The 15,635-nt window shown below is 57.0% G+C and carries 17 protein-coding genes; 10 read left to right on the forward strand and 7 right to left on the reverse strand.

Annotated elements, in window-relative coordinates:
- Positions 1-53 precede the first annotated feature (53 nt).
- Both Q334_RS0101685 and Q334_RS0101690 read left to right on the forward strand, forming a co-directional pair.
- Entirely contained in the window at positions 54-686 is a 633-nt protein-coding gene (locus Q334_RS0101685; protein ID WP_027311690.1) for a TetR/AcrR family transcriptional regulator, read from the forward strand.
- 81 nt (positions 687-767) lie between these two features.
- A complete protein-coding gene (locus Q334_RS0101690; RefSeq protein ID WP_027311691.1) occupies positions 768-1,412 on the forward strand; it encodes a glutathione S-transferase family protein in 645 nt (214 codons plus the stop codon).
- A gap of 49 nt (positions 1,413-1,461) precedes the next feature.
- Here Q334_RS0101690 and Q334_RS0101695 read toward each other — a convergent pair whose 3' ends face one another.
- The 3 genes from Q334_RS0101695 to Q334_RS0101705 all read right to left on the reverse strand — a co-directional run bounded on the left by Q334_RS0101695 (position 1,462) and on the right by Q334_RS0101705 (position 4,989).
- On the reverse strand, positions 1,462-2,214 hold the full coding sequence (locus tag Q334_RS0101695; RefSeq protein WP_027311692.1) for a DUF3726 domain-containing protein: 753 nt from the start codon (positions 2,212-2,214) through the stop codon (positions 1,462-1,464).
- Positions 2,214-3,941: a hypothetical protein gene (locus Q334_RS0101700; protein ID WP_035460498.1), complete on the reverse strand. Its 1,728-nt coding sequence runs from the start codon at positions 3,939-3,941 to the stop codon at positions 2,214-2,216. The genes Q334_RS0101695 and Q334_RS0101700 overlap by 1 nt, the downstream gene beginning before the upstream one ends.
- A gap of 139 nt (positions 3,942-4,080) precedes the next feature.
- Entirely contained in the window at positions 4,081-4,989 is a 909-nt protein-coding gene (locus tag Q334_RS0101705) for a LysR family transcriptional regulator (protein WP_027311694.1), read from the reverse strand.
- Between the two features lie 92 nt (positions 4,990-5,081).
- Between Q334_RS0101705 and Q334_RS0101710 the strand changes: the two genes are divergently transcribed.
- The 4 genes from Q334_RS0101710 to Q334_RS0101725 all read left to right on the forward strand — a co-directional run bounded on the left by Q334_RS0101710 (position 5,082) and on the right by Q334_RS0101725 (position 9,590).
- Positions 5,082-6,527: an aldehyde dehydrogenase family protein gene (locus Q334_RS0101710; RefSeq protein ID WP_027311695.1), complete on the forward strand. Its 1,446-nt coding sequence runs from the start codon at positions 5,082-5,084 to the stop codon at positions 6,525-6,527.
- Positions 6,528-6,536: 9 nt separating this feature from the next.
- Positions 6,537-7,529, forward strand: coding sequence for a dipeptidase (locus tag Q334_RS0101715; RefSeq protein ID WP_027311696.1), 993 nt, complete (start codon positions 6,537-6,539; stop codon positions 7,527-7,529).
- A gap of 68 nt (positions 7,530-7,597) precedes the next feature.
- Positions 7,598-9,157, forward strand: coding sequence for a BCCT family transporter (locus Q334_RS0101720; RefSeq protein ID WP_027311697.1), 1,560 nt, complete (start codon positions 7,598-7,600; stop codon positions 9,155-9,157).
- Between the two features lie 40 nt (positions 9,158-9,197).
- Complete coding sequence (locus tag Q334_RS0101725) at positions 9,198-9,590, forward strand: RidA family protein (RefSeq protein ID WP_027311698.1); 393 nt, start codon at positions 9,198-9,200, stop codon at positions 9,588-9,590.
- Here the strand turns inward: Q334_RS0101725 and Q334_RS17615 are convergent.
- From Q334_RS17615 to coaBC, 4 genes are read right to left on the reverse strand one after another with little or no spacing between them, the layout of a single operon-like run.
- Positions 9,587-10,015, reverse strand: a complete 429-nt coding sequence (locus Q334_RS17615) for a GNAT family N-acetyltransferase (RefSeq protein ID WP_051527439.1) — start codon at positions 10,013-10,015, stop codon at positions 9,587-9,589. The genes Q334_RS0101725 and Q334_RS17615 overlap by 4 nt on opposite strands.
- 28 nt (positions 10,016-10,043) lie before the next feature.
- Complete coding sequence (locus Q334_RS0101735; protein ID WP_027311699.1) at positions 10,044-11,435, reverse strand: phosphomannomutase/phosphoglucomutase; 1,392 nt, start codon at positions 11,433-11,435, stop codon at positions 10,044-10,046.
- Between the two features lie 27 nt (positions 11,436-11,462).
- Positions 11,463-11,924, reverse strand: a complete 462-nt coding sequence (gene dut, locus Q334_RS0101740; protein ID WP_035460501.1) for a dUTP diphosphatase — start codon at positions 11,922-11,924, stop codon at positions 11,463-11,465.
- 11 nt (positions 11,925-11,935) lie between these two features.
- Positions 11,936-13,144, reverse strand: coding sequence for a bifunctional phosphopantothenoylcysteine decarboxylase/phosphopantothenate--cysteine ligase CoaBC (gene coaBC, locus Q334_RS0101745; RefSeq protein ID WP_035460502.1), 1,209 nt, complete (start codon positions 13,142-13,144; stop codon positions 11,936-11,938).
- Between the two features lie 161 nt (positions 13,145-13,305).
- Between coaBC and radC the strand changes: the two genes are divergently transcribed.
- From radC to rpmG, 4 genes are all read left to right on the forward strand, one after another.
- Positions 13,306-13,980: a RadC family protein gene (radC, locus tag Q334_RS0101750; protein WP_027311702.1), complete on the forward strand. Its 675-nt coding sequence runs from the start codon at positions 13,306-13,308 to the stop codon at positions 13,978-13,980.
- A gap of 55 nt (positions 13,981-14,035) precedes the next feature.
- Complete coding sequence (locus Q334_RS0101755) at positions 14,036-14,884, forward strand: PhzF family phenazine biosynthesis protein (RefSeq protein WP_027311703.1); 849 nt, start codon at positions 14,036-14,038, stop codon at positions 14,882-14,884.
- A 225-nt stretch (positions 14,885-15,109) separates the two neighbouring features.
- Positions 15,110-15,346: a 50S ribosomal protein L28 gene (gene rpmB, locus Q334_RS0101760; protein WP_027311704.1), complete on the forward strand. Its 237-nt coding sequence runs from the start codon at positions 15,110-15,112 to the stop codon at positions 15,344-15,346.
- Positions 15,347-15,357: 11 nt separating this feature from the next.
- Entirely contained in the window at positions 15,358-15,528 is a 171-nt protein-coding gene (gene rpmG, locus Q334_RS0101765) for a 50S ribosomal protein L33 (protein WP_027311705.1), read from the forward strand.
- Positions 15,529-15,635 lie beyond the last annotated feature (107 nt).

The following is a 15,635-nucleotide window of genomic DNA, read 5'->3' on the forward strand; positions in this document are numbered from 1 at the left end:
CTGGCACTTTAATCTCTGTTTGACAACCAGACCGGTCGGTATATTATCCCGTTATGAGTATAAACACTAATCAACAGACTAGCAGTTCTCTGGCAACCAAGGGTGCCCAAACTCGTCAGCGTATTATTGAGGTGGCGGCGGAGTTGATTCATCGCCAGGGGTATCACTACACCGGACTGCAACAGATTCTGACTGAGGCGGGGGTAACCAAGGGGGCGTTTTATTTCCACTTTAAGGACAAGAAAGCCCTGGCCTTGGCGGTGATTGAGCACTTTGGCGGTTTTTTCCGGCAGGTGTTTGCCAAGTCACTGTTGGATCAAAGCCTCAGCCCTTGGCAGCAACTGGAAGGTTTTCAGCAGCAGATTCTGCAGCTGTTCTCGGCTCAGGAAGTCATTTGTGGTTGCCCGATTGGCAACCTGACCCTGGAAGTGGCGGCCATGGATGAGGATATGCAGCAGCATTTGGCAGCGGCCTTAGGCAGATTAAGTAATCGTTTTGCTGCGGTGATTAGCCAGGGTCAGCAACAGCAGTGTTTTATCACTCATGTGCCAGCCCAGTCGTTAGCAGACTTTTTGGTTAATAGTTGGCAAGGGGCGGTACTCAGAGTGAAGGCGGAGCAGTCTCTGCAACCTCTGCATGATTGGTTTAGTAGTGTGCGGATGATTCTACAGCCGCCGCAACGATAGGCGGTTTAACGCGATGGCAGGTCACTGCCATTTTTTTCGCCCCAGTTAAAAACAGACTGGTTGGTATATTGGAGGTGAGTAATGAAACTCTACGGTGCGCCTGTTTCCCCCTATACGCGTAAAGCCATGCTGGCCTTGGCTTATAAACAGCTTCCCTATGAGTTGGTAATGACAACACCCGGTAGTCAGGATGCTGCTTTTGTTGAGGCCAGCCCCCTGGGCAAGATTCCTGCCATGCGTACGGATACGGGCGCAGCTTTTGCCGATTCATCTGTGATTGTGGCCTATCTGGAAAGGTGCTATCCCGCCTATCCGCTTTATCCCGCTGATCCTGCTTTGCTGGCGAAAGCATTGTGGTTGGAAGAGTACGCTGATACCAAGTTAGCGGAGGCCTTGAGTGGGTTGTATTTCCAGCAGTGTTTAAGCGCCAAGTTCTTTGGCAAGGAGGCGAATGCTGAGCGTATCGAGGAGCTGCAGCAGAAGCTGGTCCCCAGCCAGTTGGCTTTGCTGGAATCACTACTGCCGGCGGAGGGCTGGAGTGTGGGGGATGCCATCAGTATTGCCGACATTGCCCTGGGAGCGGATTTGATCAGCTTGCTGCACACGGGTTATGACTTTGTGGATACAGCAGGGTATCCGCGTATCTGCCAATTGTGGCAACGCTTTAGTGAGCAACCATGGGTACAGCAGCAAATCAGCACTGAGCGCAAGATGTTGCAATTGTAAGGAAAACAGACCAGCCAGAGCGCGATCCTCTGCCATCTGGCTGGTGAGCTTAACGTCCCCCTGCTCCCATTCTGGAGCGATCGCTGTTGGCCACCAGTACTCCGGTGCCAATACGATTGATTTCCTCCCAGAGTTGGGGGGCTATCTGCAAGCCATGATCCAGGCTGTGGCTTTTATGGCTGGCGATCTGCTCAGGGCTGAGATAACGCCAACCCTGTTGTACAGGCTGCTCAGGTTGCAACGCGGTGCTGAGGTTAATCCGGGTGCTGCAGATGATGGTCAGGGTTTGCTTGGCATCCAGGGCGGCATCCTGGCTGAGCAGGGCTTCACTATAACTGGGGTAGCGTTGACCAGCGTGGATGGCGGCACAGTGCTCCCTGATTGATTGACTGCCATTTTGCCAATAGGCGGCCAGGCTGGCGCCACGCCGGCCACAGTCAGTCAGGGCTTTGAGAATAAAAATACGATTGTGACAGTTGAGCACTTTCACCGTCGCCAGACCGGTGTTGATGGCTTTGGCATGGGCCAAGTCGACACAGGCAGCCAGACAATTGAGGGCGCTGCGCCCCTGCACATCAATCACGGCGGAGGTATCGTCTTCATAAAGCACCTGACTGAAGGCTTTATTGGCGTCGGCTTGAATATAAGGCAGCACTCGTTGGAGTTCGTCTAACCCCTGCAGGCCATGCTTTTCCAGCCAGAGAATCATGGCTGCTGCATCTTCATAGTTGCCCACATAGTAGCCGCAGGCTTCAAAACAGCGGCGTAACGCCGCTTTGAGTTCATTCATGGAAACGTGCATTAGTGAGCTCCTTGCCAATCAGCCAGTGCGGGGGCCAGGGGCATGAACCAGTTATCGCTAAAGGGTTGACCGATATCCTCCAGCAGGGGAGCGCCCTGGAACATGGTGTTACGCACCCAGAGACGTGAGCGGGGATCAAATTTACTGACGCCGAAGAACGCCAGTTTGGCTCTGAGCATGTGCATGGGCAGGATGTCTGCATCCAGCAAGTTGGCCTGGATGTCGCCATAGTAACCAAGGTTCATGCTCTGGATACGGCGAATAATGCCGCGCCATTGGGGATGGGTCACCAAGAAGCGTGCACAGGAGTGATCGGGATGTTGGCTGAGGTAGGGGCCGAGCTGGTCATAGCACTGGCGTACTGCATAGGCGATCCCAAGGGCCATCTGCTTGTCTTGCCCCTCTTCTTCCTCGGCGTGGCCCAGGCGGGGTTCCATTTTTTCTTCGGAGCGATACCAGAAGGTTTGTCGGGTGCCGGGGTGGTTGAAATCAATTGCCAGGGCCCAGGCATAGCGTTGCTCAATGACCTGTACCAGCTGGGCTAACGGCATCACCGCATCAAGGTCTTGATGCTCTGCGCAGAGATAGTGTTCATCCAGGGGATCGACCAGGGCGGGGTAGAGCTCCAGCGCAATGGAAATCAGCAGTTCCTGTCCGGAGAGAGAGCAGTGCTGCTCACTCCACTGCAGGAGCGTCTGCCAGTCTGCGGGTGGCTGTTGGCATTGCTGTTGTAGCCGGGCCAGGTCTTGCAGCAACTGCTGGTTCTGGCTGCTTTGCCATTCATCCTCGGTGAAGGTTTGTTCAATGTGTTGGTGGCAACGTTGCAATAGTTGCTGTAACTGCTGATGGATAGAGGGGTTAATCTCCCCCAGTGTCTTGACCCTGGCCAGGCCTAGCTCGCGCATTTCCATCCACCGGTTGATTAGTTGTGGATGATTAATCAGATAAGGCGCCATGCCCAGACCGGTGGAGTTGCCAATGCCAATATAGCGTTTGAGTGCGGCCTGCATGGGGGTAAAGGTTTGGGGGTTCTGTTGGCGGGCAATGTGTTCCGCCTGGGCCAGGCTGAAACTGCGCAGCAGAAAACAAACAAACATTTCGGCGGCAAAGGGACGGGCAAAATCGGGGTAGCGAAGTTGGATTTTTTCCCAGTCCGCCATCCCCATTTTGCCACTGCCATAGACAGCGGTGGTGCGGTACAGATAGCCGACCTTCACCAGCATCTGCGGGTCAGGTTGTTGGCCAGCAGCCAGGGCTGCCACCACCTTGTCGAAGTTACGGGCACTGCGATTGGCGCGGGATAGCACCAGGACATTGGCATCCAGGCGCCCTTCCTCTTGCTTGGGGACATTGTCGCGCAGTCGCTGTAAGGTACTGGCATCAATATCGCCGGCGACCAGGGCCATGGTCAGATCCCACTGGGTGGCAATCACCCTGTCATTACGTTGTTCGGGCGCCAGGTAGGCGGAGAACACGACAAAACTGAATAGTGCCCGTGGGGTTTGGATGCGGTAGATCACTTCACCATAGCCATGTTCATCCAGGGCGAACAGGCTGGGGCTGATCTGCCAGCGCTCGCGCATAATGCGCCGTATCAGGGAGCGCATAAAACTTAGGCGACTCTGGTGCATGGCGCCCAGGCGCTCCAGTTGCATCACTTGTTCGGCGGGGCGGAGGGGTAGAGGTTGGGGCCCCCAGAGTTCGGCGTGAATCGGCGCTGAATTCATTATTGTTGTCCTCTTGCGTTGCCGCCTTGCACTGTCGATAGCGGCCGGTTGATTACCATCATCCGTCGCCGCCGCCAGTGCAGCAAATCAAAAGGTTATATCGTTTGATAAGTTGAACTTATCTTTTGTATGTAAAGTATTATTTTTGCTTTGCAATGTTGTCGGTTTGACTGAGGATAAAGTCGATTAACGCCTGAGCAGGAGGCGGCAGGGAGCGATTGCGTAATTGCACGATGCCAATGCGCCGGCTCACCCTGGGGGTGTGCAAAGGTATAAAGCGCAGGGTGGTGCTGTCCTGGGGAAAGGCATACCAGGGCAGGGTGGTAATGCCAAAACCGGCCTCCAGCATCGCAATCAGGGAAATCATGTTGGAGACATAGAACTGTGATTTGCCTAACAAGGGCTTGGCTTCACTGTCCTCCAGCAGGCGCGAGGTGCCGTTGGCGATCAGGCGGTGCTGGCCCAACTCCTGCCAGTGTAATTCCTCTGCGGCGGCCAGCGGGTGTTGGATGGGGCAGACCACACCGATGCGGTCTTCCCAGATGGGGGTAAAGCTTTTATCGCTGTGCTCATACTCGTGAAACAGATGGGCAATCCCAAAATCCACCTGCTGATTTTCCACCATCCGCATGACCGCATCGGAGTTATCGTCATAGAAGCTGATGTGCAGATTGGGGCTGGTGGCGACAAAGCGCAGCAATAAGGCCGGTAGCACCCGGCTGGCGATGGAGGGCACCGAGGCCAGACGCAGGTGCCCGGTTTTGTGCTCTGCCAGCAGCGCCATGTCTTCCGCCAAGCGATCGTGGTGAGCAATCAGCTCTTTGGCTTTGGGCAGGAACAGCTGACCAAAAGGCGTCAGCTCGGTTTTCGCCGCTTTACTGCTGTGCTTTTCAAATAGCTCCTGGCCGAGTTTGCTCTCCAGATCACGAATCGACAGGGAGATGGCGGGTTGGGTGCGGTGTGCTTTTTGGGCGGCAGCATGAAAACCCTTTAATTCCGCTACCCAGACAAAATGACGCAGCTGAGTGACTTTCAGTTCCGGCAGCATGATAAGTTTCGCTTATTGTTAGATTTTATTAATTAATTTTTATTATTAAATCACGGCTTCTATGATGCTTCCAATTGCATTTGGAGGTGATCATGTCAGAAGCACGTTTTCTTAACTATATCGCTGGAGACTGGGTGGATGGCGTCAACCTGTTGGCCAATGTCAGCCCAGCCGACCTGAGTGATGTGATAGGTCACTATGCCCAGGCGGATGCAGCTCAGGTGGAGCAAGCGATTGCGGCGGCCAAGGCAGCCCAGCCCCACTGGCAGCGCCAGGGCTTAGAGCAACGCCAGGCGGTGTTGATGGCCATTGGTGATGAGCTGATCGCGCGTAAAGAGGAACTGGGCACCGTACTGGCGCGGGAAGAGGGTAAAACCCTGGCCGAGGGCATGGGTGAGGTGTACCGCTCGGGTCAGTTTTTCCATTACTACGCGGCGGAAGTATTGCGTCAGATGGGGGAAAGCGCCGACTCCGTTCGCCCAGGGGTGGAAATCGATACCCGCCGTGAACCCGTAGGGGTGGTGGCCATCATTACCCCCTGGAATTTCCCCATGGCGACGGCGGCCTGGAAGATTGCTCCCGCCCTGGCCTTTGGTAATGCGGTGGTATTTAAGCCCGCCAACCAGGTGCCTGCCAGCGCCTGGGCGCTGACCGAAATTATTGCCCGTCAGGGCTTGCCGGCCGGTACCTTTAACCTGGTGATGGGGCCAGGAGCCAGCGTTGGCGATACCCTGATCCACTCCGCGGAGATTGATGCTCTCACCTTTACCGGCTCATTGGAGACCGGGCGTAAGGTGGCGGTCGCCACAGCGGCGAATCTGGTTAAATGTCAGTTGGAGATGGGCAGCAAGAATGCGCTGGTGGTGTTGGATGACGCCGACCTATCGCTGGCGGTGGAATGCGCGGTGAATGGCGCTTTCTTTGGCACCGGGCAAAAGTGCACGGCTTCTTCCCGTTTAATTGTCACGGCCGGTATTCACGACCGTTTCGTGGCGGCGATGATCGAGCGTATGCAGCAGCTGGTGGTGGGGCACCCCCTGGATGCCGGCGTGCAGATTGGCGCCGTCGCCGATGCCAAGCAGTTTGAGCAGAACCAGTACTACCTGCAATTAGCGCAGCAAGAAGGCGCCGTGTTGGCCTATGGTGGTCAGGTGCCGGACGTGCGAACCCAGGGTTATTACCTGCAACCGGCGCTCTTTACCCACACCCATAATCAAATGCGGATTAACCGGGAAGAACTGTTTGCCCCCATCGCCTGTGTGATCAAGGTGGCGGATTACCAGGAAGCGGTGGATACCCTCAACGACACCCCCTATGGCTTGACCGCCGGCATCATCACCCAGTCTTTGCGTTATGCCCATGACTTCAAGCGCCAGGCGCGTACCGGCTGTGTGATGGTCAACTTACCCACCGCCGGCACCGACTACCACGTGCCCTTTGGTGGACGCAAAGCCTCCAGCTTCGGCCCGCGTGAGCAGGGCAGCTATGCCAAGGAGTTTTATACCACCGTTAAGACCTGTTACCTGCGTGCGGGCTGAGGAGGGGGTATGCATAACGAACTGATCGTGATCGACGGCTTACAGTATTCCAACTGGAGCCGGGAGATCTTCCTGCAGTTGCAGCAGGGTGGCGTCACCATGGTACATGCCACCCTGGCCTACCATGAGCAGATTCGCGAAACCCTGGGCCGTTTCGCCCAGTGGAATCGCTTGTTTGAGCAGCATGGCGACCTGATTATGCCGATCAAAAGCGCGACGGATATTCGTCGTGCCAAGGCCTGCGGTAAGGTTGGCATCATGCTGGGAGCGCAAAACTGTTCGCCGATTGAGGATGACATCGGCATGGTGGAGGTGATGCGCGAGCTGGGGCTGATGGTGATGCAGCTGACCTATAACAACCAAAGCCTGCTCGCCTGTGGCTGCTATGAAAAGGAAGACAGTGGCGTGACCCGCTTTGGCCGCCAGGTCATCCGGGAAATGAACCGGGTAGGCATGCTGGTGGACATGAGCCACAGCGGCGAGCGCAGCACCCTGGAGGCGATCGAACTCTCCAGCCGCCCCATTGTGATTTCCCATGCCAACCCAGCCAGCTTCCATGCCGCCAAGCGCAATAAGTCGGATCGGGTACTGCGTGCCCTGGCGGAGTCAGGCGGTTTACTCGGTTTCAGCCTCTATCCCTTCCATTTGCACAACGGCTCGGACTGCAGCCTGGAGCTGTTCTGCGACATGATTGCGCGCACTGCGGAATTGATGGGGGTGGAGCATATTGGCCTGGGTTCAGACCTGTGCCAGCAGCAGCCGCAACAGGTACTGGAATGGATGCGTAATGGCCGCTGGTCAAAGGAGCTGGACTATGGTGAAGGCTCCGCCAGTAACGCCGAGTGGCCTCGTCCGCTGAGCTGGTTCCGTGATAGTCGGGATTTTCCCAATTTAACGGCTGGCTTACAGGCGCGTGGTTTCAGCAATGACGAGGTGGCACGCATCATGGGCCTGAACTGGTTACGGATCCTGGAGGAGGGGCTGCTACCGCAAACCGCCTAATTGTCTGTGCTTGGAGATCCTTTGGGCCGGAGTGCCACTAATAAATATAAAACTCTCAGGAGATCATTATGAGCAGTTCATCCACAGCAGCCGCCAAAGTTGCGCCTGCTACCTCGCAGTCGGGTTGGCTTAATGGCGTCGACATCCCGGTTTTCTTACTCAGTGGCGGAGCCCTGGTGGTATTCGCGCTGCTGGCGCTGTATGACCTGGCGCTGGTCTCTGCCTGGGTCAACAGCGCCTTTGCCACCTCAACCGCGCTCTTTGGTGCCTACTGGCAGGTGCTGTTATTACTGACCTTTGTGATTGGCTTATTACTGGCGCTGGGCCGCACCGGGCGAGTGGTGTTGGGGGGATTACCCAGTCCGGAGATGTCGACCTTCAAATGGACCTCGGTGATTATGTGTACCCTGCTGGCGGGTGGTGGGGTGTTTTGGGCCGCGGCGGAGCCGATGGCGCACTTTACCTCTCCTCCCCCTTTGTTTGGTGGTGATAGCGGCACCCTGCAGGCGGCCCACAATGCGTTGGCGCAAAGCTTCATGCACTGGGGTTTTTTGGCCTGGGCGATTCTCGGCAGCCTGACCGGCATCGTGCTGATGTATCTGCACTATGAGAAAGGTTTGCCCCTTAAACCCCGTACGCTGCTCTACCCGGTGCTGGGCCAGCGGGTGATGCAGGGCTGGTTAGGTGCCCTGGTGGATGCCTGCTGTGTGCTGGCGGTGGTGGCCGGAACGGTAGGGCCCATCGGTTTTCTTGGCCTACAGGTGAGCTTTGGTTTAGAAAAACTGTTTGGTATTCCCAACACCTATGCCACCCAAGTCAGCATTCTGCTGGGCTTGATTGTGCTCTATACCCTGTCGGCGGTGAGTGGCGTGACCAAGGGGATTCAGCTGCTCAGTAAGATCAATGTCCTGCTGGCGGCGTTGTTGATGGGCTTTATTCTGCTGTTTGGCCCCACGGCTTTCATTATTGATGGCTATCTGCAGGGCTTTGGCATCTACCTGGATCAACTGATCCCGATGGCTACCTTTCGTGCCAACCCCGGCTGGTTGGATTGGTGGACCGTCTTCTTCTGGGGCTGGTTTCTCGGTTATGGCCCTTTGATGGCGATGTTTGTTGCCCGTATCTCCCGTGGCCGCACCCTGCGGCAGATGGTGGTGCTGATCAGCCTGGTGGCACCGACGATCACCTGTTTCTGGTTTACCGTGGTGGGGGGCAGTGGCCTGGCCTTTGAGCTGGCCAACCCTGGGGTGATTTCCACGCCCTTTACCGGTTTTAACCTGCCGGCCGCCCTGTTGGCGATTACCGAACAGTTACCGCTGGGCTTCCTGATTTCCGTGCTCTTCCTGGTGTTGACCACCATCTTTGTTGCCACCACTGGTGACTCCATGACCTATGCGGTTTCCATGGTGATGACCGGTACGGATCATCCACATAGTGGTATCCGGGTATTTTGGGGGGTGATGATGGGGGTCACCGCGGCGTTGCTGATCTCCATCGGCGCGGGTGGGATCTCGGCGCTGCAATCCTTCATCGTGGTGACGGCGGTGCCGGTCTCTCTGGTCTTGTTACCTTCGCTGTGGACGGCACCTCAGATTGCCCGGCAGATGGCGGATGAGCAGGGGCTTTAAAGTCGATGCCCCTGCGGGGGCCTTAATTGAGATCAGTTAGATGAAATATGCGGTTAAAACCGAACTCTTTGCTGCCAAGGCGCCGTTGGAATGGGCGGTGGTGGCTAACCAACAACTCTATACGGCACAGATTCCTATTGATCAGCAGGGCCAGGTGGTGGCGGGGGGAATCGAAGCCCAGGCCAGACAAACACTGGATAATCTGCAACACACCCTGGCGGCGGCAGGGGTGGGGATGGAGGCCCTGACCCAGGTGCTGATTTATGTGACCGATCGCGCTTACCTGCCGGTGTTTAACCAGGTCTATGCCGAGTATTTGCAGCCACCCTATCCGAATCGTGCTGCCATGGTGGTGGCGGGTTTGGCGCGGGAGGAGATGCTGTGTGAGGTCGTGGCCTATGCCTGGGTGCCCGAGGAACGGAATCAGGCTTAAGCCTGCGCCCAGTGCAAACACCACTCTAATTGCTGGTGGCGCTCATCCTGCTGGCTATGCTGGTGGATAAAGCCCTGCTGTAAGAAGAAGCTGTAAGCGGCCTGATTATTGGCATAGACCAACGCCCCCAATTGGGGGCGTTGGCGTTTTACCTGCTGCAACAGGCGGGTGCCGATGCCTTGCCCTTGGTAGAGCGGATGGACATAGAGGGCGACAACAAAGTTATCCACCACACAGATAAAACCCGCGGGGCGGCCATAGTCTTCCCACAGCCAGGTTTGCCCCCGTGGCAGGTAGTCACGGTAGAGCGTATGGCGTTGCAACGGCCAGTAATTGGGTGGCAGGAAGGGATAGGCGCGTATGGAGGCAGCCAGCCAGATATCAATCAGCAGGGGGTAGTCATCTGGGCTGGCGGCTCTGAGCATGGCACCTCCTTGTGCCTGATAGCAGGGATTAGTGGTGGGGGATATCCAGGCTGGGATCAACCTGATGCAGACGCTGTTGGAACAGCCCACGAATGCGCTCCAGCGCTTCCTGGTTTTCCGCTTCAAAACGCAGCACCAGCACCGGCGTGGTATTGGAGGCGCGGATCAAACCCCAGCCATCGGGGAAGTCGACCCGTACACCATCGATCATCGAAGCATTACCACCGGGGTAGTCGAGTTGTTGCAATGCGCTGACAATCTCGAACTTGCTGGTGTCGGTCACTTCGATGTTGATCTCCGGGGTGCTGACATCTTCCGGGAAGGTGTGGAACAGTGCCTCGGCATCCAGGCTATGGCTGGCCAACAGCTCCAGCAGGCGGCAGGCGCTATAGAGGCCGTCATCGAAGCCAAACCAGCGCTCTTTAAAGAAGATATGACCGCTCATTTCACCGGCCAGCAGGGCGCCGCTTTCTTTCATCTTGGCTTTGATCAGGGAGTGGCCGGTTTTCCACATCAGGGGTTCACCCCCGGCTGCCTGAATCACCGGCGCCAGCAGGCGTGAGCATTTGACGTCATAGATAATCTGCGCACCGGGGTTACGCTGGGCGACATCCTGGGCGAACAGCATCAGCAGGCGGTCAGGGTAAATAATATGGCCTTGATTCGTTACCACGCCGACGCGGTCGCCATCACCGTCAAAAGCCAGACCGATATCGGCCTGGTGTTCAGCCACCGCAGCGATGCAGTCTTGCAGGTTTTTCGGCTTGCCAGGATCGGGATGGTGATTGGGGAAGGTGCCATCAATCTCGGTAAACAGCGGGATAATCTCGCAGCCCAGACGCTCCAGTAATTGTGGCGCCAGTTCACCGGTCACACCGTTACCGCAGTCGACCACTACCTTCAGGCGTTTGGCCGGTTGGATATCCTTGGCAATGCGATCCAGATAGGCTTGCTTGACGCAGTCCTGGCGTAGGCTACCGGCCCCGGCAGGGAAGTCCTGCTCGGCAATGCGGCGGTACAGATCCTGGATGTCATCGCCGGACAGGGTCTGGCCCGCCAAGACGATTTTAAAGCCGTTGTAGTCCGCTGGGTTGTGGCTGCCGGTGACCATGACGCCGGAGGGGATGCCCAGGCTGTAGGTGGCAAAGTAGAGCACGGGGGTGGGTACCATGCCCACATCCACCACATCACGACCGCTGGCGCGCAGGCCATCGCTCAAAGCTCCGACAAAGGCGGGGCCAGACAGGCGGCCATCACGGGCGACAATCACGCTTTGCTGGCCACGTTTGGCGGCTTCCGCACCTATGGCACGACCAATCTGGAAGACCACATCAGGGGTCAGGCTGGCATCGACCACGCCACGGATGTCATAGGCGCGGAAGATGGAAGGATCAACGGCAACCTGGGAGTAACTGGACATTGCGAGTTCCCTAATAAACTTGAGCGATTATTGACGGCCAGAATGGCCAAAGCCGCCAGCACCGCGTTCGCTGGCAGTAAATTCATCAACGATTTGCCATTCGGCTTGCACCACGGGCACCAGAATCATCTGGGCAATACGTTCACCTGGCTCAACCACAAAGGTGCTGTGGCCACGGTTCCAGCAGGACACCATCAGCTGGCCCTGGTAGTCAGAATCAATCAGGCCAACCAGATTGCCCAATACTACCCCGTGCTTATGGCCGAGGCCCGAGCGGGGCAGAATCATCGCCGCCAGATTAGGGTCAGCAATATAGATCGCCAGACCGGTGGGAATCAGTTCGGTTTGGCCGGGCTCCAGGGTCAGGGGCGCATCCAGGCAGGCGCGCAGGTCCAGGCCAGCGGAGCCGGGGGTGGCGTAGCTGGGCAGGGGGAACTCGTCACCAATACGAGGATCAAGGATTTTGACTTGCAGGTTGGTTGTACTCATAACTCCGGGTCTCAGGCGTGCTGATAATAGGCTTGGGCCAAATGATGAATAATTTGCTGGGCCAACAGGGCTTTGGGGGCCCTGGCCAGGGTCAGGTGGTGCTGGGGACGAATCAGGGTGACGGCATTGTCATCGCTGTTAAAGCCAATACCGGCGGCGCTGACATCGTTGGCGATGATCATGTCCAGGCGCTTACGGTTGAGCTTGTCCTGGGCGTAGGTCAGCACATCCTGGGTTTCGGCGGCAAAGCCGACGGTAAAGGGGCGTCGATCCGGCGGCAAAGCGGCTACGGTGGCGACAATATCGGGGTTTTGTACCAGGTGCAGCTTGAGATCTTGTTGCCCTGGGGTCTTCTTGATTTTGTGTGCGGCCACCTCAGCCATCCGGTAATCCGCCACTGCTGCGGCGGCGATAAAGATGTCACAGGCTTCGATACCATCCAGACTGGCAGCCAGCATCTGCTCGGCGCTTTCCACCTGAATACACTCCACCCCTGGCGGACAGGGCAAATTAACCGGCCCGCTGATCAGTTTGACGCGGGCGCCGGCAGCCTGAGCCGCGGCGGCTAGGGCATAGCCCATCTTGCCGGAGGAGTGGTTACTGATAAAGCGCACCGGGTCGAGGGCTTCACGGGTGGGGCCGGCGGTAATCCACAGGGTTTTGCCTGCCAGTAAGGGTTCACTTACCGGACGGCTAAGCAATTCAAAGATGTCGCTGGCTTCCAACATCCGCCCAGGGCCAACATCGCCACAGGCTTGGGCACCAGAGGCGGGGCCAAGGATTTGCCAACCGAGGCTGGCCAGGTAAGCCACATTGCGCTGGGTGCGTGGGTCTTTCCACATCGCTTGATTCATCGCCGGGGCTAAGGCAATGGGGGCCTCAGTGGCGAGGGTCAGGGTGGTGAGCAGATCATCCGCCATGCCGGCGGCGAGGCGGGCGATCAGGTTAGCGCTGGCGGGGGCGATGATGATCAGGTCTGCCCATTTGGCGAGTTCGATATGCCCCATGCCGGCTTCGGCCTGTTCATCCAACAGGTGTTGGTGTACCGGATGGCCAGACAGGGCCTGAAAGGTCAGCGGGGTAATAAACTCCGCCGCACCCTGGGTCAGTACCACCCGTACCTGTGCCCCGGCCTTGACCAGTAAACGGGTTAACTCGGCGCTTTTATAGGCCGCAATGCCACCGCTGACACCGAGCAGAATCTGCTTACCCGCTAACATGCCTTCTCCCATTATTCGGCCTGCAAAATAAGGTCGCTAAGATAGCATAAGGCGCTTAGAAAGGCTTGGCCTGGATGGCTGCTTGGGTTAATTTTTGCCCAGTTATGTGGACCGCATCGTAGTAGGCAGTGAGCGGATTTCAGCCTGAAGAGGAGCCTACTATGGCAATCAAAGATTGGCCCGCCAGCGAGCGCCCACGGGAAAAGTTACTGACCCAGGGGGCCGCTCAACTCACCGATGCCGAATTACTGGCCATTTTCCTGCGTACCGGCGTGGCTGGTAAAAGTGCGGTGGTTTTAGCACAGGAGTTGCTACATGGCTTTGGCAGTCTGGCGGCCCTGCTGAAGGCGGATTTAGCCAGCTTTAGCCAGGGCAAGGGCTTAGGTTCGGCCAAATATGCCCAGTTACAGGCAGTACTGGAAATGGCCCGCCGCCATCTGGGCGAACAGTTACGCCGTGACAATGTGTTTACTGCACCTGAGCAGGTGCGGCAGTACCTGTTGGCATTACTGCGCGCGGAGGAGCGGGAAATCTTTGCCTGTCTGCTGCTGGATTCCCAGCATCGCCTTATCCATATGGAGCCGCTGTTTATGGGCACCATTGATGCGGCCAGTGTGTACCCGCGTGAGGTGGTCAAACTGGCCTTGCGTTATAACGCGGCGGCGATGATTGTGGCCCATAATCATCCCTCCGGGATTGCTGAACCCAGCCGCGTCGATGAACTCATTACCCAACGGTTAAAGCAGGCCCTGGCCCTGGTGGAGGTGCGTCTGTTGGATCATATGGTAGTGGGTGCCGGGGAAGTGGTATCCCTGGCGGAGCGGGGATTGGTGTAACAAGGGTAGAAAACAGGCCAGTCAGGCTGTGCCTGAGGATAAAAAGGATAAGACCATGGCAATCGCACTGCAGATGGTGGATGTATTTGGCAGTGGCCCCCTGGCGGGTAATCCTCTGGCGGTGGTGATCTGCGAGGAAGAATTGGCGACTGAGGAAATGCAACGGTTAACCCGCTGGTTCAATCTGTCGGAAACCACCTTTGTGCTACCGCCAACAACGGCGGAGGCGGATTATCGCCTGCGTATCTTTACCCTGGAGCGGGAGATGCCCTTTGCCGGTCACCCGACCTTAGGCAGCTGTCATGCTTGGTTACAGGCTGGCAACCAGCCGAAGCATCCGGGGCAGGTGGTGCAGGAATGCGGCGCGGGGCTGGTGCCTATTCGGCAAGAGCACGGCCGTCTGGCATTTGCGGCGCCACCTTTGCTGCGTTTTGCCGCGCCCTCTTTGACGGAGCTTAACGATGCTTTGCAGATGTTGCGTCTGCAGCTGAGTGATGTCGTCGAGGCCAGCTGGATAGACAATGGCCCAGGCTGGTTAGGCATTCGTCTGGCCTCGGCGGAGCAGGTGCTGGCATTGCAGCCTGCGCGTAGCTGGTCAGGGCAAATGGATGTAGGGGTAGTGGGGCCTTATCCGGCGGGTGGCGAAGCGGCCTTTGAGGTGCGGGCATTTTTTAGCGACCACCTGGGCTGCATCGTCGAAGACCCGGTTACCGGCAGTCTGAATGCCTCCATCGCCCAGTGGTTGTATAGCACGGGGGAAGTGGAGGGCGATTATATTGCCGCCCAGGGGCGTTGCCTGGGACGGGATGGGCGGGTGTATGTCAGCCGTGACGAGCAAGGACAGGTTTGGATTGGCGGTGCCACCCGTAGTCAGGTGGTGGGGCAGCTCGTCGGGCTCGAATGAGGATGAGCCTGGGTTGGCTGGCTCGATGCTGATTAATTAATCACCTTTTACCTTGCTTGGTGGGGCTTAGCGGGTATAATGTTGCACCGCTTGTACCTAGGGTACGGGATTTTGCCCCTGAGGGTGGGGGCGCTCCGCCTGAGGCTGGTAACGGCAGACCCAAGTAATTTGGGTGCTGGACTATGCCGATAAAGTTTGGAAAACAAGCAATTAAAGGTATCGAGAATGTCTAAAGTATGTCAGGTTACCGGCAAGCGTCCTGCTGTGGGTAATCACGTTTCTCACTCCAATATCAAGACCAAGCGTCGTTTCATGCCCAACCTGCACTACCATCGCTTCTGGGTAGAGAGCGAGCAGCGCTTCGTACGTCTGCGTGTATCCTCTAAAGGTATGCGCATCATCGACAAGAAGGGTATCGACTCCGTTCTGTCTGAAATCCGCGCTCGCGGCGAGAAAGTGTAAGGGGATAAGTCATGGCTGCTAAAGGTGCACGTGAGAAGATCAAGCTGGTTTCCAGCGCCGGTACTGGTCACTTCTACACCACTACCAAGAACAAGCGTAACATGCCTGAAAAGATGGAGATCAAGAAGTTTGATCCCGTTGTACGTCAGCATGTGATGTACAAAGAAGCCAAGATCAAGTAAGCCTAGGCTTCAGACTGGTTCTCTTAAACGGCCACCTTCGGGTGGCCGTTTGCATTTCTGGGCAATAGCAATGGCTGATTCGCCATGACCTTAAGGGGCGGTTGCGG

The organism is Balneatrix alpica DSM 16621, from assembly GCF_000619885.1.
Classification (GTDB): domain Bacteria; phylum Pseudomonadota; class Gammaproteobacteria; order Pseudomonadales; family Balneatricaceae; genus Balneatrix; species Balneatrix alpica.

Bases quoted from the DNA above. Each gene is read 5' to 3' on its own strand.
- rpmG (WP_027311705.1), top strand. From the start codon at position 15,358: ATGGCTGCTAAAGGTGCACGTGAGAAGATCAAGCTGGTTTCCAGCGCC.
- Q334_RS0101720 (WP_027311697.1), top strand. From the start codon at position 7,598: ATGAGCAGTTCATCCACAGCAGCCGCCAAAGTTGCGCCTGCTACCTCG.
- coaBC (WP_035460502.1), bottom strand. From the start codon at position 13,144: ATGTTAGCGGGTAAGCAGATTCTGCTCGGTGTCAGCGGTGGCATTGCG.
- Q334_RS0101755 (WP_027311703.1), top strand. From the start codon at position 14,036: ATGGCAATCGCACTGCAGATGGTGGATGTATTTGGCAGTGGCCCCCTG.
- dut (WP_035460501.1), bottom strand. From the start codon at position 11,924: ATGAGTACAACCAACCTGCAAGTCAAAATCCTTGATCCTCGTATTGGT.
- Q334_RS0101690 (WP_027311691.1), top strand. From the start codon at position 768: ATGAAACTCTACGGTGCGCCTGTTTCCCCCTATACGCGTAAAGCCATG.
- Q334_RS0101705 (WP_027311694.1), bottom strand. From the start codon at position 4,989: ATGCTGCCGGAACTGAAAGTCACTCAGCTGCGTCATTTTGTCTGGGTA.
- Q334_RS17615 (WP_051527439.1), bottom strand. From the start codon at position 10,015: ATGCTCAGAGCCGCCAGCCCAGATGACTACCCCCTGCTGATTGATATC.
- Q334_RS0101725 (WP_027311698.1), top strand. From the start codon at position 9,198: ATGAAATATGCGGTTAAAACCGAACTCTTTGCTGCCAAGGCGCCGTTG.
- Q334_RS0101695 (WP_027311692.1), bottom strand. From the start codon at position 2,214: ATGCACGTTTCCATGAATGAACTCAAAGCGGCGTTACGCCGCTGTTTT.
- Q334_RS0101685 (WP_027311690.1), top strand. From the start codon at position 54: ATGAGTATAAACACTAATCAACAGACTAGCAGTTCTCTGGCAACCAAG.
- Q334_RS0101700 (WP_035460498.1), bottom strand. From the start codon at position 3,941: ATGAATTCAGCGCCGATTCACGCCGAACTCTGGGGGCCCCAACCTCTA.
- Q334_RS0101735 (WP_027311699.1), bottom strand. From the start codon at position 11,435: ATGTCCAGTTACTCCCAGGTTGCCGTTGATCCTTCCATCTTCCGCGCC.
- Q334_RS0101710 (WP_027311695.1), top strand. From the start codon at position 5,082: ATGTCAGAAGCACGTTTTCTTAACTATATCGCTGGAGACTGGGTGGAT.
- radC (WP_027311702.1), top strand. From the start codon at position 13,306: ATGGCAATCAAAGATTGGCCCGCCAGCGAGCGCCCACGGGAAAAGTTA.
- Q334_RS0101715 (WP_027311696.1), top strand. From the start codon at position 6,537: ATGCATAACGAACTGATCGTGATCGACGGCTTACAGTATTCCAACTGG.
- rpmB (WP_027311704.1), top strand. From the start codon at position 15,110: ATGTCTAAAGTATGTCAGGTTACCGGCAAGCGTCCTGCTGTGGGTAAT.